21 protein-coding genes and 1 tRNA gene are annotated in these 17,807 nt (G+C 66.2%); 12 read left to right on the top strand and 10 right to left on the bottom strand.

Annotated elements, in window-relative coordinates; genetic code table 11:
* Positions 1-36 precede the first annotated feature (36 nt).
* The 3 genes from HL666_RS25335 to HL666_RS25325 all read left to right on the top strand — a co-directional run bounded on the left by HL666_RS25335 (position 37) and on the right by HL666_RS25325 (position 2,382).
* Positions 37-504, top strand: coding sequence for a tellurite resistance TerB family protein (locus HL666_RS25335; RefSeq protein ID WP_172113018.1), 468 nt, complete (start codon positions 37-39; stop codon positions 502-504).
* Between the two features lie 206 nt (positions 505-710).
* Complete coding sequence (locus HL666_RS25330) at positions 711-1,490, top strand: SDR family NAD(P)-dependent oxidoreductase (RefSeq protein ID WP_172133699.1); 780 nt, start codon at positions 711-713, stop codon at positions 1,488-1,490.
* Between the two features lie 82 nt (positions 1,491-1,572).
* Positions 1,573-2,382 (top strand): glutamine amidotransferase, encoded by an 810-nt coding sequence (locus tag HL666_RS25325; protein ID WP_172133731.1) that lies wholly within the window; start codon positions 1,573-1,575, stop codon positions 2,380-2,382.
* A 133-nt stretch (positions 2,383-2,515) separates the two neighbouring features.
* Here the strand turns inward: HL666_RS25325 and HL666_RS25320 are convergent.
* Positions 2,516-2,591, bottom strand: a tRNA-Ala gene (locus tag HL666_RS25320).
* A 198-nt stretch (positions 2,592-2,789) separates the two neighbouring features.
* Between HL666_RS25320 and HL666_RS25315 the strand changes: the two genes are divergently transcribed.
* From HL666_RS25315 to folD, 3 genes are all read left to right on the top strand, one after another.
* Positions 2,790-3,080, top strand: a complete 291-nt coding sequence (locus HL666_RS25315) for a YggT family protein (protein ID WP_172113021.1) — start codon at positions 2,790-2,792, stop codon at positions 3,078-3,080.
* Between the two features lie 13 nt (positions 3,081-3,093).
* The gene (locus tag HL666_RS25310; protein WP_172113022.1) at positions 3,094-3,423 is read left to right on the top strand and encodes a DUF167 domain-containing protein; all 330 of its coding nucleotides are present in this window, start codon (positions 3,094-3,096) and stop codon (positions 3,421-3,423) included.
* A gap of 134 nt (positions 3,424-3,557) precedes the next feature.
* Entirely contained in the window at positions 3,558-4,442 is an 885-nt protein-coding gene (gene folD / locus HL666_RS25305) for a bifunctional methylenetetrahydrofolate dehydrogenase/methenyltetrahydrofolate cyclohydrolase FolD (RefSeq protein WP_172184193.1), read from the top strand.
* A 69-nt stretch (positions 4,443-4,511) separates the two neighbouring features.
* Here folD and ppa read toward each other — a convergent pair whose 3' ends face one another.
* Both ppa and HL666_RS25295 read right to left on the bottom strand, forming a co-directional pair.
* Positions 4,512-5,048, bottom strand: a complete 537-nt coding sequence (ppa, locus tag HL666_RS25300; protein WP_172113024.1) for an inorganic diphosphatase — start codon at positions 5,046-5,048, stop codon at positions 4,512-4,514.
* Between the two features lie 188 nt (positions 5,049-5,236).
* Positions 5,237-5,746: a GNAT family N-acetyltransferase gene (locus HL666_RS25295; protein ID WP_006611902.1), complete on the bottom strand. Its 510-nt coding sequence runs from the start codon at positions 5,744-5,746 to the stop codon at positions 5,237-5,239.
* Between the two features lie 240 nt (positions 5,747-5,986).
* On the opposite strand from HL666_RS25295, the gene HL666_RS25290 reads away from it, so the two are divergent.
* The 6 genes from HL666_RS25290 to HL666_RS25265 all read left to right on the top strand — a co-directional run bounded on the left by HL666_RS25290 (position 5,987) and on the right by HL666_RS25265 (position 11,300).
* Positions 5,987-6,871: an alpha/beta hydrolase family protein gene (locus HL666_RS25290; RefSeq protein ID WP_172184191.1), complete on the top strand. Its 885-nt coding sequence runs from the start codon at positions 5,987-5,989 to the stop codon at positions 6,869-6,871.
* A 21-nt stretch (positions 6,872-6,892) separates the two neighbouring features.
* On the top strand, positions 6,893-7,360 hold the full coding sequence (locus HL666_RS25285; protein WP_172184189.1) for a DUF2269 family protein: 468 nt from the start codon (positions 6,893-6,895) through the stop codon (positions 7,358-7,360).
* A 10-nt stretch (positions 7,361-7,370) separates the two neighbouring features.
* Entirely contained in the window at positions 7,371-8,699 is a 1,329-nt protein-coding gene (locus tag HL666_RS25280) for an SDR family oxidoreductase (protein WP_172184187.1), read from the top strand.
* On the top strand, positions 8,696-9,121 hold the full coding sequence (locus tag HL666_RS25275) for a thiol-disulfide oxidoreductase DCC family protein (RefSeq protein WP_246741622.1): 426 nt from the start codon (positions 8,696-8,698) through the stop codon (positions 9,119-9,121). The genes HL666_RS25280 and HL666_RS25275 overlap by 4 nt, the downstream gene beginning before the upstream one ends.
* A 108-nt stretch (positions 9,122-9,229) precedes the next feature.
* Positions 9,230-10,300 (top strand): YeiH family protein, encoded by a 1,071-nt coding sequence (locus HL666_RS25270; protein ID WP_172133702.1) that lies wholly within the window; start codon positions 9,230-9,232, stop codon positions 10,298-10,300.
* Positions 10,301-10,409: 109 nt separating this feature from the next.
* Positions 10,410-11,300: a LysR family transcriptional regulator gene (locus HL666_RS25265; RefSeq protein ID WP_172184185.1), complete on the top strand. Its 891-nt coding sequence runs from the start codon at positions 10,410-10,412 to the stop codon at positions 11,298-11,300.
* A 95-nt stretch (positions 11,301-11,395) separates the two neighbouring features.
* On the opposite strand, the gene HL666_RS25260 is transcribed toward HL666_RS25265, so the two are convergent.
* From HL666_RS25260 to HL666_RS25230, 7 genes are all read right to left on the bottom strand, one after another.
* Complete coding sequence (locus HL666_RS25260; RefSeq protein WP_172184183.1) at positions 11,396-12,640, bottom strand: flavin monoamine oxidase family protein; 1,245 nt, start codon at positions 12,638-12,640, stop codon at positions 11,396-11,398.
* Positions 12,641-12,766: 126 nt separating this feature from the next.
* Positions 12,767-14,593: a translational GTPase TypA gene (gene typA, locus HL666_RS25255; RefSeq protein WP_172133704.1), complete on the bottom strand. Its 1,827-nt coding sequence runs from the start codon at positions 14,591-14,593 to the stop codon at positions 12,767-12,769.
* Between the two features lie 281 nt (positions 14,594-14,874).
* A complete protein-coding gene (locus HL666_RS25250; protein ID WP_246739279.1) occupies positions 14,875-15,144 on the bottom strand; it encodes a hypothetical protein in 270 nt (89 codons plus the stop codon).
* Positions 15,137-15,364, bottom strand: coding sequence for a hypothetical protein (locus HL666_RS25245; protein ID WP_172112831.1), 228 nt, complete (start codon positions 15,362-15,364; stop codon positions 15,137-15,139). Before HL666_RS25245 ends, HL666_RS25250 begins: the two co-directional genes overlap by 8 nt.
* On the bottom strand, positions 15,361-15,609 hold the full coding sequence (locus tag HL666_RS25240; RefSeq protein WP_172113032.1) for a hypothetical protein: 249 nt from the start codon (positions 15,607-15,609) through the stop codon (positions 15,361-15,363). The genes HL666_RS25245 and HL666_RS25240 overlap by 4 nt, the downstream gene beginning before the upstream one ends.
* A 46-nt stretch (positions 15,610-15,655) precedes the next feature.
* Positions 15,656-17,068: a radical SAM protein gene (locus HL666_RS25235; protein ID WP_172113033.1), complete on the bottom strand. Its 1,413-nt coding sequence runs from the start codon at positions 17,066-17,068 to the stop codon at positions 15,656-15,658.
* Positions 17,049-17,768: a prolipoprotein diacylglyceryl transferase gene (locus tag HL666_RS25230; RefSeq protein ID WP_172113034.1), complete on the bottom strand. Its 720-nt coding sequence runs from the start codon at positions 17,766-17,768 to the stop codon at positions 17,049-17,051. The genes HL666_RS25235 and HL666_RS25230 overlap by 20 nt, the downstream gene beginning before the upstream one ends.
* Positions 17,769-17,807 lie beyond the last annotated feature (39 nt).

Raw genomic sequence — 17,807 nt, 5'->3', positions numbered from 1 at the left:
TTGGCCGGCCCGCGAATCTGACAGCCGAAGGACGCCATGCTCGAGGGATTGCGCCAATTCATCGCCGACGTCGTTTCGCCGCAGCAGACGCCGGCGTTCGACGACAACGGCTATCAGCTGGCGGCGACCGCGCTGCTGATCCACGTGATCTCGCTGGACGGCGAGCCGAGCGCGGCCGAGCGGCGCAAGCTGCACAGCCTGATCGAGCTGCGCTTCGGGCTCGATCCCGGCAGCGCAGACCGGCTGATCGCCCAGGCCATGCTGGCGGAGGGCGAGGCGGTCGATCTCTATCGTTTCACCAGCGTCCTCATGCGCGAGGTCGACGAGGCCGGCCGCCTGCGCATCGTCGAGATGATGTGGCAGCTGGTCTATGCCGACGGCAAGGTGACCGAGTTCGAGGACAACGTGGTCTGGCGCGCCTCGGAGCTGCTCGGCATCTCCGCACGCGACCGCGTCGACCTGAAGCACCGCGTGGCGGGGCGCAGCGCCAGCGACCCGGGCTGAGGCGCGTCGGGCCCCCGGAACTCCAGATGAACAAACTTTAATTTTGTTCCGGGCTTCCCCGTTCATGTAAACCTATGTGAATCCGCAACTATTGCGGCGATAGGACGCTCGCCCGCATTTTGCGGCGGCTTGCATGTTCCCGCCTGCCTATGCTCTCGTCCGCCGCAATCGGATGATGTTCGGAACGTGATCGAAGAGCAGGGATTGTGGGTGAACGTGTCACGCTCGTAACGGGGGCATCGGCGGGGATCGGGACCGAGTTGGCCCGTGTGTTTGCCGCCAATGGACACCGTCTGGCGCTCACGGCGCGGCGCGAGGACCGTCTTGCGGCGCTGGCGCAGGAGATCGCCGCCAAGGGCGGCCCGGCGCCGCTCGTCATTCCCTGCGATCTCACCTCGCCCGACGCCGGCGCGACCATCGAGGCCGCCTTGTCGGCGGCCGGAGTCGAACTGGAATATCTCGTCAACAATGCCGGCTTCGGCCTGTTCGGCAAGGCCGTGCAGCTCGACCGCACCGAGCAGCTCGACATGATCGCGGTCAACGTCCGGGCGCTGACCGAGCTGTCGCTGCGCTTTTCCGACCAGCTGATCCGCAACAAGGGCGGCATCCTCAACCTGGGCTCGGTCGCCGGCTTCCTGCCCGGACCGGGCATGGCGGTGTATTACGCCTCCAAGGCCTATGTGATCTCGTTCACCGAGGCGCTGCGCAAGGAGCTGGCGCCGCATGGCGTGCGGGTCACCGTGTTGTGCCCCGGTCCGGTGCCGTCGGAATTCCAGGACCGCGCCGGCTTCAAGCCGGGAGTGGACTCGGTGATTCTCAACGTGCCGCCGAAGGCTGTGGCCGAAGCCGGCTATCGCGGCCTGATGGCCGACAAGCGGGTCGTGCTGCCCGGGATCGGCATCAAGATCGTGCCGTTCCTGCTGCGCTGGTTCCCGCGCGGCTTCATCCTCGACGCGGTCGGGCGGCTGCAGCTGAAACGGAGTTGACGGACGCTGGCCCGGCGCTTGCTTCGGCAATGTCGACTTGCTCACGCACCGTTAACCTTCGCTTAGCTATGATCGCCAGGTGATGCTCAGGCCATACCCTTCGCTGCAACCGAACGGGACCGCCAAGGCGGACGTTCGGCATCTCCACTCGAAGCCAGCCCCGGCGGCTGCGCCGCGCCGGCCCGTCCTCATCATCCTGCACCAGGAGACGTCGAGCCCGGGCCGCATCGGCAACGCGCTGCGCGCCCGTGGCTATCCGCTCGATATCCGCCGTCCGCGTTTCGGCGACCCGTTGCCGGAAACGCTCGATGAGCACGCAGGTGCCGTTATTTTCGGCGGTCCGATGAGCGCGAATGATCCGGACGACTTCGTCCGCCGCGAGATCGACTGGATCGAGGTGCCGTTGCGCGAGCAGCGGCCGTTCCTGGGGATCTGTCTTGGCGCGCAGATGCTGGCCGTTCAGCTCGGCGCGCAGGTCGCCCCGCATCCGCAAGGCCGCGCCGAGATCGGCTATTATCCGATCCGCCCGACGCGGGCCGGGCAGAAGCTGTGCCCGCATTGGCCCGACAACGTCTATCACTGGCATCGCGAGGGCTTCGACCTGCCCGCCGGCGCCGACCTGCTGGCCGAGGGCGGCGACTTTCCCGTCCAGGCCTATCAATACGAGAACGCGACCGGGCTGCAATTCCACCCCGACGTCACCTACGCGATGATGTGTCGCTGGACGACGCGCGGCCATGCCCGGCTGGATACGCCGGGCGCCTGTCCCCGCCATCACCATTTCGAAGGCCGCGCGGTGCACGACGCCGCCGAGCGGGTGTGGCTGGCGCATTTTCTCGACGGCTGGCTGGCGCGCGAGCCGGTTGCGGTGATGGCGGAGGCTGCGGAGTAGCGGGCGCGCTTTCCGGACGATTGGCTTTGAGGGCTGAGTCAGCCCGGCTTCGCCAAGGGGCTTCGCCGGGCACCACGCTTCGCCCCTCGGGCTCTTGCGTGGCTGCGCCACGCGTAACCCGAAGGGCGAAGCGTGGTGGAGCCAGGCGGGATCGAACCGCCGACCTCGTCATTGCGAACGACGCGCTCTCCCAGCTGAGCTATGGCCCCGTGACACGACCGCTTCGATGGTGGGAAAAGGCGGCCGGCAGATCGGGCGCCATTTACAGTGGGCGCAGCGGTCAAGTCAAGAACGCTCACATCGCCCGTTAGCCTTGACGGGCACGGTCCCTTGTTTGGGCGGGGGGGAACCGATATCTACCGGGCGTCGCAGGTCGAATTCGCGACCTCGCCCACGAGTGGACCCGCATGCGTGCCGTTCTCGACATCGTTCTGATCGTTCTCGACCTCTATGTCTGGCTGCTCATCGCCTCGGCGATTCTGTCGTGGCTGATCGCCTTCAACGTCGTCAACACGCGCAATCAGTTCGTGTCCAACGTCGCCGAGTTCCTGTACCGAATCACCGAGCCGGTGCTGGCGCCGATCCGCCGCATGCTGCCCAATCTCGGCGGTCTCGACATCTCGCCGATCGTGCTGATCCTGATCATCATGCTGATCCAGCGGGTCATCACCTATTACATCTATCCCAACGTCTTCTGACGCCGTCGCCGCGATGGACCCCTGGCGCGCAGCGGCCGGCGGCGTGACGGTCGCGCTGCGGGTGACCCCGCGCGGCGGACGCGACGCCATCGACGGCGTCGAGACCTTGTCCGACGGTCGCAGCGTGCTCAAGGTGCGGGTGCGCGCGATCGCCGATGGCGGCGAAGCGAACCGCGCCGTGACCGAGCTCCTGGCCAAGGCGATCGGCGTCACCAAGGCCTCGGTGCGAATCACCTCCGGCACGACCGCGCGGCTCAAGCAGGTCACGATCGACGGCGATCCATCCAGGCTGGATCAGGCCTTGCGCGACCTCGTTGCAGCCCATAAGCCGACCGGGAAATAGTCAGAGCAGACGCAGCAAGAGCGAACCGAGGCGGTCGCTTCGCCAACGGCGGTCTTTACCCTCCCCCGGAGGGGGTCGAGCTTGCGGCAGGCGTCCGGCGCTCAATGGGCTGTGTTGAACGACGAGGTAGAGCAATGGCCGCACGCATCATCGACGGAAAACTCATCGCAGCCGATCTGCGGGCACAGGTCGCGCAGGAGGTTGCGCGGGTCAAACGCGACCATGGCCTCACGCCGGGCCTCGCGGTGGTGCTGGTCGGCAACGATCCCGCTTCCGAGGTCTACGTCCGCAGCAAGCACACCCAGACCCAGGCCGCCGGCATGGCCTCGTTCGAGCACAGGCTGCCCGCTGACGTTTCGCAGGCGGAGCTGCTGGCGCTGATATCAAAGCTCAACCAGGATCCGTCGGTGCATGGCATCCTGGTGCAGCTGCCGTTGCCCAAGGGGCTGGAGACCGAGGTCGTGATCAACGCCATCGATCCGGCCAAGGACGTCGACGGCCTGCATCCGCACAATGCTGGCCGCCTCGCGGGCGGCCAGCCCGCGCTGGCGCCGTGCACCCCGCTCGGCTGCATCATCCTCAGCAAGACCGTGCACGGCTCGCTGGAAGGCATGAATGCGATCGTGATCGGCCGCTCCAACCTCGTCGGACGCCCTCTGGTGCAGCTGCTGCTGAACGAGAACGCCACGGTGACGATCGCGCATTCGCGCTCGCGGGACCTGCCCGCACTCACGGCGCGCGCCGATCTGGTCTATGCGGCGGTGGGTCGTCCGGAAATGGTGAAGCGCGACTGGATCAAGCCGGGTGCAACCGTGATCGACGTCGGCATCAACCGCATCCCGACCGCCGAGGGCAAGACGAAGCTGGTCGGCGATGTCGCTTATGCCGAAGTGGCTGAGGTCGCAGGTGCCATCACGCCGGTGCCGGGCGGCGTCGGGCAGATGACGGTGGCCTGCCTGCTGGTGAACACCCTGCGCGCCGCCTGCGCCATCGCCGGGCTGCCGAAGCCCGCGGTCTAGGCCTCATCGTCATTCCGGGGCGGGTCGCAGAGCCGAACCCGGAATGACGTCCTTGGCTGTCCTGAGCTGCTACTTCTTCGTCGCCTTGGCGCGAGCGATGCCCTCGCTGATCAGCTGATGGGCATCGTCGGCATTGCCCCAGCGCAGCACCTTGACCCATTTGCCGGGCTCGAGATCCTTGTAGTGCTCGAAGAAATGCTGGATCTGCTGCAGCGTGATGTCCGGTAGGTCCGAATAGCTGCGGACCTTGTCGTAGCGCTGGGTGAGCTTCGAGGACGGCACCGCGATGATCTTCTCGTCGCCGCCGGCCTCGTCCTCCATCAGCAGCACGCCGACCGGGCGGATGCTCATCACTGCGCCAGGCACGATCGCGCGGGTGTTGGCGACCAGCACGTCGCACGGGTCGCCATCGTTCGACAGCGTATGCGGGATGAAGCCGTAATTGCCGGGATAGCGCATCGCCGTATAGAGGAACCGGTCGACGATCAGCGTGCCGGCTTCCTTGTCGAGCTCGTACTTGATCGGCTCACCGCCGACAGGCACTTCGATGACGACGTTGACCTCGCGCGGCGGATCTTTCCCGATCGGGATGGCGTCGATGCGCATGGATGCTCCGTAGAACTTGAACGTTTGAGGACTTGAACGTTTGAGGGTCGGACGCCCGCAAGACGAGCGCTCGCATTCGCAGTCGCAAAAAAATCGCGGCTGCGCAACAGCTACCTCAATCCCTGACCTTCAGTTCAATTCACCGCCGCGTTAACGCTTAACGCGGCGAGAGCTTAAGTCCGCCGGACTCAGTTGGTCCAGGCGAAGGCGACCTTGTCGAGCGACTTCGGCCCGAAGCGCTCCGACGAGCGCGCGACCATGCGGCCGCCCAACGCGCGGTAAAACTCGGTGGCGGGATCGTTGTCGGACAACGCCCACACCACCATGCTCTTCAGGCCGCTCTGCGCGAGATCGCGCTTGGCGGACTGAAAGAGCCGGCGACCGAACCCCAGCCCCTGAAATTCCGGTCGCAGATAAAGCTCGTAGACTTCACCGTCGAAGTGCAGGCTGCGGGCGCGGTTGCGGCCGTAATTCGCATAGCCTGCGACCTTGTCGTTGAACACCAGCACGCTGACGCGGCTGCCTTTGCGGATCGCGCTGTCCCACCATTGCGGGCCGCGACGGTTGATCAGCTTCTCCAGCTCTGCGCCAGGGATGATCCCCTGGTAGGCAGAACGCCAAGCTTCATCATGGGCTGACGCCACCGCAGCCGCATCTGCAGCCTTGGCCGGACGGACTTCGATCAGGGTTGTGCTCATGACGGGATCAAAGCAAGTCAGCGGTCCGCCTTCAAGGTGCCACGTTAAAGATCGGTTAACCTGTGGACTTTCGGCATCACCGTGGCGGAAACCTGTGCCGAAAGGGGACAATTTCGCAACATTGTCGCGAGTTGACGGTGCTCTGTCACCGCACGTTCATAGGTCGAACTAAAAACTGCATCTGATCAGCCATGGCGTCGGCTAGTGTGGCCGAGGCTCAACATCCTCCCGTCCGGCTGAATGGCACTGCTTCGCTGCGTCTCATGGTTGCTCGTGCTCGCCGTCCTGACCGGACCGGGCGCGCGGGCGCAGACATTCGGCCCGGTCGCGCCCGCGGGCGAGACGGCGCGGCAGCAGCAATGGCTGGTGCCATCCACCGAACCCGGAATTCCTGCGCATGCACTGCTGTATCGGCCCGCTGGAGACGGACCGTTTCCGCTGGCCTTGATCGCCCACGCTTCGACGCAGAACGCGCTGCGGCGGGCGCAGATGCCACAGCCGAGCTACACGGCGCTGGCGCGCGAACTGGTCGCGCGCGGCTATGCCGTACTGGTGCCGGAGCGTCTCGGTCATGGCCGCACCGGCGGGCCGTATGTCGAAGATCAAGGCGGCTGCGAGGAAGCGAACTACGAGAAGGCGGGACGCGCCACCGCCGCACAGATCCTCCGGGCGCTCGCCTACATGCGCGAGCAGCCATTCGTGGCGAAAGGCGGCGCGCTCGTCGTCGGCCACTCCGCCGGCGGCTGGGGCGCGCTGGCGTTGGCGACACAGTCGCCGCATCTCGTTTCGGGAATTATCGTGTTCGCGCCCGGACGCGGTGGACACGCCGATGACGTCGAGGGGCGCGTGTGCGCGGAGCAGCGACTGCGCGAAGCAGTGCGCATTTTCGGGCGCGACGCGCGCCTCGATGTCACCTGGCTCGTTGCGGCCAATGACAGCTACTTCCCACCGTCATTGTCGCGGCAATTGGCCGACGCATTCACCTTCGCCGGCGGAACCGCGGAGTTCAGGCTGTTGCCGCCGTTCTCTCATGAGGGTCATTGGCTCGCCGAGCAGCAAGGCGGTATCACGGCCGTGTCGGAAGCGCTCTCCCGTGCGCGCGCGGCTGTCCACCGCGTCCGATGAGGCGCCACTAACAAGGACACGATGACGCTGTATTTCCTCATTAAATATCTTCACGTGCTCGGCGCCATCGTGATCCTCGGCACCGGCACGGGGATCGCATTCTTCATGCTGATGGCGCATCTGAGCGGCGAGGCCGCGTTCATCGCGCGCACCGCCGGCGTCGTCGTGATCGCGGACATGCTGTTCACGCTGTCGGCGGTGCTGCTGCAGCCGGTGACCGGCGGCGTGCTGATGTGGCTGTCGTCGACCTCGCTGTCGGAACGCTGGCTGCTCACCTCCCTCGCGCTCTATGCGATGGCCGGCCTGTTCTGGGTGCCCGTGATCTTCATGCAGATCGAGCTGCGCGATCTCGCGCGTGCCGCCGACACGAACTCACAACCCTTGCCGCCACGCTATTTCATCGTCTTCCGCCGCTGGTTCCTGTGCGGCATTCCCGGCTTCGGCTCGGTCATGGCCATTCTCTGGCTGATGGTCGCAAAGCCGTTCTGACGAGGCACGCATGACATCCATCGCCACTCAGCGTGTGCTCGTGCTCGGCGCCTCCGGCCTGATCGGCCGCTTCGTCACCGACGATCTACGCCGGCGCGGCTTCACGGCGCTCGGCATCGCGCGCACGTTCTCCGCCTCGCAGCAGGCATCGCCGCTCGACATCGAGCTGCCGATCATGGCGCTGGATGCGACGGCATTGGCGGGGCTCATTCGCGCCCACCAGATCGACGTCGTCGTCAATTGCCTGGGCGTGCTGCAGGACGGCCCGGGCAGCGACACCAATGCCGTGCATCGCGATTTCGTCGCCCGGCTGCTGCAGGCGATCTCGACATGCGGTCGCAGTGCCCGTCTCGTTCACGTCTCGATTCCGGGCATCGCCGACGAGGACCACACGTCGTTCGCGACCACCAAGCGCGCGGCGGAGGGGCTGATCGCAGCGTCCGGCATTCCGCATGCGATCCTGCGCCCTGGCTTCGTGATCGCGCCCTCGGCCTATGGCGGCAGCGCAATGGTGCGGGCGCTCGCGGCGCTTCCGGTCGATCTGCCGGCCAAGGATGCGGCGACGCCGTTCCAGCCGGTGGCGGTCGCCGACATCGCCGCGACCATCGCCTGGCTCGCCGCGCGGCCGATCGACGACGAGGCCGTGCGGGCGGTGAGCTGGGATCTGATGCAGGCCGAAGCGGTGACGCTTGGCGACGTCATCGGCGCGTTTCGGCGCAGCTACGGCACAACGGATTGGCCACGCATCGCGGTGCCCGCGCTGCTGATCGATCTCGGCGCTTTCGCCGGTGACATCTCGAGCCGGCTCGGCTGGATGCCGCCGATGCGCACCACCGCCATCACCGAGCTCCGGCGCGGCGTCCGCGGCGATCCCGCGCCCTGGACCGCAGTGACCGGCATCGCGCCGGCAACGCTGGCCGGGACCGTCGGCGCGCATGGCGCCACCATCCAGGACAAGTGGTTCGCACGGCTGTTCCTGGTCAAGGCGCTGATCCTCGTCAGCCTCGTGCTGTTCTGGGTCGCGTCGGGCAGCATTGCATTGTTCGTGTCATTCCCGGCGACGACCGCGATCCTGACCACACGCGGCTGGCCCGACTGGTTCGCCGTTCCGTTCGCGGCGATCACCAGCATGATGGACATCTCGGTGGGGCTGCTGATCGCGTTTCGGCGAACCGCGGTGCTCGGGCTCGTTGCGGGCATCTTCGTCTCACTCGGCTACATGATCGGGTGTGCGCTGTTCACCCCTGACCTCTGGCTCGAACCGCTCGGCGCGCTGGTGAAGACGGCTCCCGCGATCGTGCTGATGCTGGTCGCGCTGCTGACGATGGACAATCGATGATGACGAACACGGCGACGGACTGGCCCGACGATGATGTGATCCTCTATGACGGCGTCTGCGTGTTCTGCTCGCGCTGGGTCCGGTTCGTGATTGCGCGCGACACGGCGAAGCGCTTCCGCTTCACGCCGATCCAGTCGCCCTATGGCGTCAGGCTGGCGCAGGCTTTCGGCATCGATCCCGAGGAGCCCGATACCAACGCGGTCGTGCATGGCGGCCGCGCTCATCTGAAATCAGATGCGGCCCTGACCGTGCTCTCGAACCTGGAGGGCTGGGGCTGGACGCGCGCGCTGTTCACCGTGCCGAAGCCGTTGCGCGACGCCCTCTATGGCGTTGTCGCCCGCAATCGCTACCACATCTTCGGCAAATACGATTCGTGCTTCGTGCCGGATGCCGAGCTCCGCCGGCGGGTGCTGGAGCAATGAAACGCCGAATAATCGATTGAATCGAACGATATATCCGATATAATTCGTTGGATCGATCATTAGGAGCATGGAATTCTCTTTCAAACCTCTGGTTTGGGAGAGTTTTTCATGACTGCCCCTTCGCACGATCTGACCGCCGATGCACCAATTGCCGCTCATTCTGGACATGCCCGCGCGTCGGCGACGCCGGGTCGGCCCGGGTTGCTTCCGGGACTGGCACTCTCGGCCGCGATCGCGGCCGGCGCCTTCGGGCTCCGCCTGCTGCCCGGCCTCGGGATGTTCAGCCCGATGATCCTGGCGATCGTGGCGGGCATGGCGCTGCATAACGTCGTCGGCACGCCGACGCGCGCGAAGCCGGGTGTCGCATTCGCGATGCGCCGGGTCCTGAGGTTCGCCATCATCCTGCTCGGCATGCAACTGACGGCGGCACAGATCGTCGAGGTCGGCGCGCGCGGGCTGTTCGTGATCGCGCTGAGCCTGACCGGCACCTTCCTGTTCACGGTGTGGATCGGACGGCTGCTCGGCGTCGACCGCAAGCTCGCCGAGCTGATCGCCGCGGGAACCTCGATCTGCGGCGCCTCGGCGGTGATCGCCACCAACACGGTGACGCGCGCGCATGACGAGGACGTCGCCTATGCGGTGGCCTGCGTGACCGTGTTCGGCTCGGTCGCGATGGTCGCCTATCCGCTGCTGCCCGGCCTCCTGCATCTCGACGCCCACGCCTTCGGACTGTGGAGCGGGGCCTCGATCCACGAGATCGCGCAGGTGGTCGCCGCCGCGTTCCAAGGAGGACAGCAGGCAGGAGAGTTCGGCACCATCGCCAAGCTGGCGCGGGTGATGCTGCTGGCGCCGGTGGTGCTGACGCTCGGCCTGCTGGCAGCGCGCCGGGCGCGCCATGGTGGGCACGGCCAAACCGGCGCGCAGCCGCCGCTGCCATGGTTCGTGTTCGGCTTCATCGCACTGGTCGGGCTCAACAGCCTCATCACGGTGCCGGCCGAGGTAAAGACGGTGATCGTGACCGCGACGACCTTCCTGCTGTCGATGGCGCTCGCGGCCATGGGATTGGAAACCGATTTCGCCAAGCTGAAAGCCAAGGGCTTGCGGCCGCTCGCACTGGGCTTTGCAGCCTTCCTGTTCATCGCCGGCTTCAGCCTGGCGCTGGTGAAGCTGACGACCTAAAGCGCGATGAGATCAGGATGAATCGTCATCGCGGTTTCGGTTGTCGTTTGCGCATGATCTTTTCGGAAAACCGCTGCGCACTTTTCCGGATCATGCTTGAGGAGACCATGTGACGCTCGAGCAGCTCCGGATCTTCGTTGCCGTCGCCACGCGCGAGCACGTCACCCAGGCGGCACGCGAGCTCAATCTGACGCAGTCGGCGACGTCAGCGGCCGTCGCTGCGCTCGAGGCGCGCTACCAGACCAGATTGTTCGATCGCGTCGGCCGCCGCATCGTGCTCACGGCGGCCGGCAAGGCGTTTCTGATCGAGGCCAAGGCGGTGCTCGCGCGTGCCGCCGCCGCCGAAACCGTGCTCGACGACCTCGCCGGGCTGAAGCGCGGGCAGCTAGCGCTGGCGGCCAGCCAGACCATCGCCGGCTACTGGCTGCCGGCCTTCATTCACCGCTTCAATGCCGCGCATCCCGCCATCAGGCTGGAGCTGTCGATCGGCAACACCGAGCAGGTCGCGGAGCGGGTGCGAGAGGGCTCTGCCGATCTCGGCTTCGTCGAGGGCGACGTCGACGATCCCATTCTCGCAGCCCAGCCCGTGGCGGAGGACGAGATGGTGCTGGTCGGGCCGATCGATCATCCGCTGTGCCGGGGAACGCCGGTCGCGGTCCACGATCTCAAGGCGGCGCGCTGGGTCTTGCGCGAGCAGGGCTCCGGCACGCGCGCCGTGCTCGAAGCGGCGGTCGGCCGGATTGGCATTACGCCGGCCGAACTCGACGTGGTGTTCGACCTGCCGTCCAACGAGGCCGTGCGCGGCGCGGTCGAAGCCGGCGCCGGCATCACGGTTCTGTCGCGGCTGGTGGTGATGCGGGCGGTGAAGGCGGGGCTGCTGGCTGTCGCGAATCTCGAACTGCCGAAGCGGCACTTCTACAGCCTGCGCCATCGGGAGCATCACCAGACGCAGGCGGCGCGGGCGTTCCTGCGGATGGTGGGAGAGGTGGTCGCTGTTTGAGGCACCCTCATCGCGAGCGTAGCGACGCGATCCAGACTCTCACCACCCGTGCGGTCCTGGATTGCTTCGCTGCGCTCGCAATGACGGCAGAGAGGTCAGTGCCTGCCTAACGACGCAAGCACTTCCTTGGCCGCCCGCTCGCCCGAGTCGCGGGCGCCGTGGGCGGTGGAGAAGAAATCCGGCGGCGTGGCCTCGCCGGCGAAGAACAGGCGATCGTCGACCGGCGCGGCCAGCACGGCGCGCTTGTCGGCGTGGCCGGGCCGCGCGTGCGAATAGGCCCCGCGCGCGAAGGGATCGGCGCCCCAGCGGGACTCGGCGAGCGGGCGCAGGCTGCTGCGGATGTCGTTGCCGAGCAATGCGACGACGTCGTCGATCGCCTGTGCAGCCAATGCGCCCTCGCCCGCCGCCTCGACCTCGCGGGCGAAGCTGCCGCCGTAGAAACCCTCGATGCAGGGCTGGCCGAACGGACGCAGCTGGAAGCTGCCGACGCGCGCGCTGCTGCTGCGCCCGCGCATCCCGGAATCCTTTGGCAGGTGCTCCCAGCCGTCGAGCGCCAGCGTCACCTTGTTGTCGAGGCCGAGCGGCAGGCCGGCAGCAGCGTCGACCTTGGCGGGAAGTGCCGGCGTGAAACGGAGCGCTTCGCCGGCAATGAGATTGGTCGGTACGGTGACGATCACCTTGTCGGCGGTCAGCGTGCCCTGCGAGGTCGTCAGGCGGATGCGCTTGTCGCCGTGATCGATCAGGCTGACATTGCAGCTCAACGCGATCGGCAGCCCCGCGCCATAGGCGGCGACCAGTGCGCCATAGCCGCGGCGGACGCGCCAGTTCAGCTCGGTGTCCTCATAGGCCTCGAAGTCGAGCAGCGACATCTGGTCGAGCTCGCAGCCGTTGAGATAGGTGCAGATCGCATCGATCATGCCGTTCCAGCGATTGCCGGGCTCGAGGCACACGCTCGCCGGCGCGTCGCGGCCACTTTTCGCAGCGTCAGCCGAGCGCGTGAAGAACGCCTCCAGCGCGCCGAGGAAATCGTCGCGCTCGGCACGTGGGAACGCCGCCTCATAGGCCTGGTCGCGCCAGGGGGGCCGCGACTTGTCGATGGTAAAGGCCAACTGCTCGGCAATGGCGACGAAAGAGTTGCGGTCAGCGGAATGCAGCCAGCCGCAACCGAGATCGAAGGTCACGTCAGGCGAGGCCATGATGGTGCGGGCGCGCCCACCGATGCGGCCGCGCGCCTCCAGCACGACGAAGGAGACGCCCTTGTCGCGCAGCGCGTGCGCGGCGCCGAGACCAGCGGCGCCCGCCCCGATGATGGCGATGTCGATGGAGGATGGGAAGGACATTGGCTCATCCAACTCCGTCGTCATGCCCGGGCTTGACCCGGGCATCCACGCCGTAGCTTCCACGGCGCCAGACCGTGGATGGCCGGGTCAAGCCCGGCCATGACGAAGGAAAGAGCGGAATTTGGCTTACGCCACCGCTTCCTTCTGCTTCTCGGCGCGCTTGCGCTCGTTCGGATCGAGATGCTTCTTGCGCAGGCGGATCGACTTCGGCGTGATCTCCACCAGCTCGTCGTCCTCGATATAGGCCAGCGCCTTTTCCAGGGTCATCCGGATCGGCGGGGTCAGGCGGACGGCCTCGTCCTTCGAGGTGGTGCGGATGTTGGTGAGCTGCTTGCCCTTGAGGACGTTGATCTCGAGATCATTGTCGCGGGTGTGCTCGCCGACGATCATGCCCTTGTAGACCTTCCAGCCGGGCTCGATCATCATCGGGCCGCGGTCCTCCAGCTTGAACATGGCGTAGGCCACGGCCTCGCCCTGGTCGTTGGAGATCAGGACGCCATTGCGGCGGCCCTGGATCGCGCCCTTGTAGGGCAGGTAGTTGTGGAACAGGCGGTTCATGATCGCCGTGCCCTTGGTGTCCGTCATCAGCTCGCCCTGATAGCCGATCAGGCCGCGGGTCGGCGCGTAGAACACCAGCCGCAGGCGGTTGCCGCCTGAGGGGCGCATCTCGATCAGCTCGGCCTTGCGCTCGCTCATCTTCTGCACGACGACGCCGGAATGCTCCTCGTCGACGTCGATCACGACCTCCTCGATCGGCTCCAGCGTCTGGCCGGTGGCCGGATCCTTCTCGAACACGACGCGCGGACGCGACACCGAAAGCTCGAAGCCCTCGCGGCGCATCGTCTCGATCAGGATCGCGAGCTGCAATTCGCCGCGGCCGGACACTTCCATCGCGTCCTTGTCCTGCGATTCGACAACGCGTAGCGCGACGTTGCCCTCGGCCTCACGCAGCAGACGGTCGCGGATCAGGCGGCTGGTGACCTTGTCGCCCTCGGTGCCGGCGAGCGGCGAGTTGTTGACGATGAACGACATCGACACGGTCGGCGGATCGATCGGCTGCGCCTGCAGCGGGCTTTCGACCGCCGGATCGCAGAACGTATCGGCCACGGTGCCCTTGGTGAGGCCCGCGATGGCGACGATGTCGCCGGCTTCGGCAAAGTCCACCGGCTGGCGCTCGAGACCTCGGAACGCCAGGATCTTGGTGATGCGGCCGGTCTCGATCAGCTTGCCTTCACGCGACAGCACCTTGACCGCCTGATTCGGCTTCACCGTACCGGACGCGATACGCCCGGTGATGATGCGGCCGAGATAGGGGTTGGCCTCGAGAATGGTGCCGAGCAGCCGGAACGGGCCTTCCTCGACCACCGGCGGCGCCACATGCTTGATCACGAGGTCGAACAGCGGCTGCATGCCGTCATCGTGGGAGGCCTCGGGCGAGGTGCCCATCCAGCCGTTCTTGCCCGAGCCGTAGAGGATCGGAAAATCGAGCTGCTCGTCAGTGGCGTCGAGGGCGGCGAACAGGTCGAACACCTCGTTGACGACTTCAGTGATGCGCGCGTCGGGCCGATCGACCTTGTTGATGGCCACGATCGGCTTCAGGCCGAGCTTGAGCGCCTTGCCGACCACGAACTTCGTCTGCGGCATCGGGCCTTCGGCGGCATCGACCAGCACGATCACGCCGTCGACCATCGACAGGATGCGCTCGACCTCGCCGCCGAAATCGGCGTGGCCGGGGGTGTCGACGATGTTGATCTGGGTGTCTTTCCACTGCACCGAGGTGCACTTGGCCAGAATGGTGATGCCGCGCTCGCGTTCCAGATCGTTGGAATCCATCGCGCGCTCGACCTGGCGCTGGTTCTCGCGATAGGTACCGGACTGCTGCAGCAGCTTGTCGACCAGGGTGGTCTTGCCGTGGTCGACGTGGGCGATGATAGCGATATTTCGGAGGTTCATGGTCGGTGTCTTCTAAGCTTTCTCAAGAGCCCGTGCTCTGTCCCCGGCGGGGCGCGCGCTTTATGATAGTCGAATCAAGCTGTTAGCTTTGCGACGCGCGCTCGCGAAACTCGTTCGGCGGAAGGGGCCGGCAGCCCCAAATAGGAAACCCGGCCAATCGACCGGGCAGACCTCGCGCGTTGCGGCGCAATATAGGCGGAAAATGCCAAAAAACAATGACTGCTTTCAGGAATGAGGAGCGGATCCGGGCACTTGATTAAGGCCCTGCGGGAAGTGCTCGCTCAGCCCCAGCGGCGGTGAGCGGCCAACACGATCATCACGAGGCCCGCGACGGCCATGCCGGCCAGGATCGATCCCGGACCGAACAGGCCGCCGAACTCGTTCCATTCGCGCCGCATGAACGCCATCACGCAACCGAACGGAAACGCCAGCGCAAGGCCGCCGAGGATCGCGCCCACCGTCGCCACAAGGCTTGCCGGTTCGCGCACGCGGCGCACCTCCTCCAGGAAGGGCGACAACGGCGGACGGCGGTGAAACGGATCATCATCCATGGCGGCGCGGCATCATCAGGCGAATCGCGGCAAGGACCAGAAACAAGCCGAGCACCACGGCACCGAGCGCAAGCGCGGCGAACAGGCCCGGGAGATTCCGCTCAGTGATCAAGCATAGCAAGCCCGGCGCGAGCAGCACCAGCCCGATCAGCAGCATCAGGATGGACGCCACCGCCGTGAGGCAGCCGCGCGCAGCCGACGGCTGCGCAGGCGATGTCATGGCGGCCCCCGCCCGCGCCTGACGGCGAGCACGATCAGCACGACGCCGGCGAGCGCAGCGCCGATGAACAGCAGTCCGACCGGATCGACCAGATCATTGCGCGTGATCTGATTGGGGAAGACGACGAGGACGCAGGCCATGGGAAACAGCAGGATCAGGCCGGCCACGACGCCGAGCGCGGTCAGACAGCCGGAGCGTTGCTGTCGTGGCGGGAGCTCGGGGGGAAGAATCGGGCGTTCAGTCATGGTCATCACCCTTGAATCGGTCGAACAACACGGATGAGTGCTTTGCTCATATCCGCCCCTCCCCGATTCGTGCGCGGATGCCATCGATGGCCCCGCTGCGGTAGAACAGGTTGTAGGTGTCGAACGGGATGATCTCGCCGCGCTCGGTGACGAAGTGGATGCAGGAGCGCTTGACGTTGCCCACGCAGAAATTGAAGCGGTCGAGAAACTGCACGATGGTCACCCGAAACACGTGCTCATAGCCGAGATTATCGGGCACCTGGACGGACGGCAGGCAGCAGAGGAATTCGGCGACGCGCTCGCCGGTGTTGAGCGGCCCCGACGACAGCGAAAACAGCTCGACGAATTTGTCGCGCAAGACCGGATATTTCTCCGGGCTGATCGTGTTCGGCATCACCGACAGCAATTCCTCTTGCGGCACCATCGAGGTCAGCGGCAGCACGGTCGTGCCGTTGCGCAGGCCGTAGCCGATCGAGATGCTCTCGGGATTACAGGGCAGCGGGATCATGTCATCATCGCCGAACACGCCGGTCTCGATCACGCGGCGGCGGATCTCCGACAGCATGATACGGTCGGTGTCCTTGTTGAAATCGGCGTTGCGGCCGGCGTCCTGCACCGGCTGCAAGGTGACGCCGCGCACGCATGTCCACTCCAGCGCGTGACGAACGATGTCGCCGATCTCGTCGTCGTTGACGCCGCGCTTGATGGTCGCGACCAGCGTGGTCGAGATGCCCTCGCGTTCGAGGTTCTCCAGCGCCTGCTGGCGGATGCGGCGCAGATCGGCGCCGCGAATGTTGGTAAGACCGGCGCGCGACAGCGAGTCGAACTGCAGATAGACCTCCAACCCGCGCTTGTTCTCAGCCAGCCGCGCGACGAAATCCGGCTCGCGGGCGATGCGCAGGCCATTGGTGTTGATCATGACGTGACGGATCGGGCGGGCGCGAACCGCGGCAAGGATGTCGAAGAATCGCGGGTGCAAGGTCGGCTCGCCGCCGGAGATCTGCACCAGGTCGGGCTCACCCTCGCTCTTCACCAGCGCATCCAGCATCCGCTCGACGGTCGCCAGCGGCGTGAAATGCGCGCGCTGCGGCGACGACTCGGCGAAGCACACCGGGCAGGTCAGGTTGCAGTGATCGGTGATCTCGATCAGCGCCAGGCAGGAATGCTGCTCGTGGTCCGGGCACAGACCGCAATCATAGGGGCAGCCATATTCGGTGCGGCGCTGGAAGCTGAGCGGCGTGTCGCCCGGCTTGATGAAGGACTTGCAGCGCCGCCAGTAGGCGGCATCGTCGGAGACCAGGGTCGACTGCACGCCGTGCTGCTTGCAGCGCTTTTCGTACCAGACCTCGTTGTCGAGGATCTGGATCTTGGTCGGCACCAGCTCGAGGCAGGTCTCGCAGAGGGATTGCGTCTGCCCCCAGAACACATAGGGGCGAGACTTACGCAGCGGCGCGTTCATGCAGGGCCTTCGGTTGCGGCGCGGTCGCCAGCATGACCGCGGCGTAGACGGCGATGGCGAGCGACAACAGATGAAACAGCGTGAGCGGGCCGATCACCGGCCCGTAGGGCTTGAGAAATTCCCAGGCGAAGCGCTGCAGGCCGTAGACCAGCAGCGCGAGATAGAAGCCGTTGGCGATGATGGAGTCGCTCCGCCTGAAGACCGCGATGATGTACAATGCCGCGAAGGCCGCCATCGCCAGACTTTCATAGAGCTGCACCGGATGACGCAGAACGCCGTCGCCGAAATCGTGGCCCCAAGGCAGGGCCGTCGGCGTGCCATAGGTGAAATCATCGAGCCCGGCGGCGTAGCAGCCGATACGGCCGACCGCGATACCGACCGCCAGCGGCAGCGCGAAGCGCGCGCCGGTGCGCAGGACGATGCCGTGCCGCCACTTGTAGAGCTCGACCGCCACGATGCCGCCGGCGAGCGCGCCTTCGACCGAACGCGCCAGCCCGGTCATGCCGGACAGCCACAGGTTCAAGGTCCCGAACAGATAGGCGCCCAACCCGGCGCCGAACACGAGCGCGGCGACATAGGGCCATTCGGTCGACGGCTTCGGGAAGCTGACGCGCGCCCCGCGCGTGAGCCACCAGCCGGCAGCGGCCGCGCTGAGCCAGGCGGCGACGTCGAAGATCGCATGAAGAACGGCGCCGTCCATGACTCCCATCGTCCGGTTGCATCCGGACTATGGCAAGGT

Origin of the sequence: Bradyrhizobium aeschynomenes (assembly GCF_013178945.1) — a bacterium.
Taxonomy (GTDB): Bacteria; Pseudomonadota; Alphaproteobacteria; order Rhizobiales; family Xanthobacteraceae; genus Bradyrhizobium; species Bradyrhizobium aeschynomenes.
This window is presented reverse-complemented; position numbering and strand designations above follow the sequence as displayed.

Bases quoted from the DNA above. Each gene is read 5' to 3' on its own strand.
- HL666_RS25275 (WP_246741622.1), top strand. From the start codon at position 8,696: ATGATGACGAACACGGCGACGGACTGGCCCGACGATGATGTGATCCTC.
- typA (WP_172133704.1), bottom strand. From the start codon at position 14,593: ATGAACCTCCGAAATATCGCTATCATCGCCCACGTCGACCACGGCAAG.
- HL666_RS25240 (WP_172113032.1), bottom strand. From the start codon at position 15,609: ATGACTGAACGCCCGATTCTTCCCCCCGAGCTCCCGCCACGACAGCAA.
- HL666_RS25235 (WP_172113033.1), bottom strand. From the start codon at position 17,068: ATGAACGCGCCGCTGCGTAAGTCTCGCCCCTATGTGTTCTGGGGGCAG.
- HL666_RS25310 (WP_172113022.1), top strand. From the start codon at position 3,094: ATGGACCCCTGGCGCGCAGCGGCCGGCGGCGTGACGGTCGCGCTGCGG.
- HL666_RS25230 (WP_172113034.1), bottom strand. From the start codon at position 17,768: ATGGACGGCGCCGTTCTTCATGCGATCTTCGACGTCGCCGCCTGGCTC.
- HL666_RS25295 (WP_006611902.1), bottom strand. From the start codon at position 5,746: ATGAGCACAACCCTGATCGAAGTCCGTCCGGCCAAGGCTGCAGATGCG.
- HL666_RS25325 (WP_172133731.1), top strand. From the start codon at position 1,573: ATGCTCAGGCCATACCCTTCGCTGCAACCGAACGGGACCGCCAAGGCG.
- ppa (WP_172113024.1), bottom strand. From the start codon at position 5,048: ATGCGCATCGACGCCATCCCGATCGGGAAAGATCCGCCGCGCGAGGTC.
- HL666_RS25290 (WP_172184191.1), top strand. From the start codon at position 5,987: ATGGCACTGCTTCGCTGCGTCTCATGGTTGCTCGTGCTCGCCGTCCTG.
- HL666_RS25280 (WP_172184187.1), top strand. From the start codon at position 7,371: ATGACATCCATCGCCACTCAGCGTGTGCTCGTGCTCGGCGCCTCCGGC.
- HL666_RS25245 (WP_172112831.1), bottom strand. From the start codon at position 15,364: ATGACATCGCCTGCGCAGCCGTCGGCTGCGCGCGGCTGCCTCACGGCG.
- HL666_RS25315 (WP_172113021.1), top strand. From the start codon at position 2,790: ATGCGTGCCGTTCTCGACATCGTTCTGATCGTTCTCGACCTCTATGTC.
- HL666_RS25335 (WP_172113018.1), top strand. From the start codon at position 37: ATGCTCGAGGGATTGCGCCAATTCATCGCCGACGTCGTTTCGCCGCAG.
- HL666_RS25270 (WP_172133702.1), top strand. From the start codon at position 9,230: ATGACTGCCCCTTCGCACGATCTGACCGCCGATGCACCAATTGCCGCT.
- HL666_RS25260 (WP_172184183.1), bottom strand. From the start codon at position 12,640: ATGTCCTTCCCATCCTCCATCGACATCGCCATCATCGGGGCGGGCGCC.
- HL666_RS25285 (WP_172184189.1), top strand. From the start codon at position 6,893: ATGACGCTGTATTTCCTCATTAAATATCTTCACGTGCTCGGCGCCATC.
- HL666_RS25250 (WP_246739279.1), bottom strand. From the start codon at position 15,144: ATGGATGATGATCCGTTTCACCGCCGTCCGCCGTTGTCGCCCTTCCTG.
- folD (WP_172184193.1), top strand. From the start codon at position 3,558: ATGGCCGCACGCATCATCGACGGAAAACTCATCGCAGCCGATCTGCGG.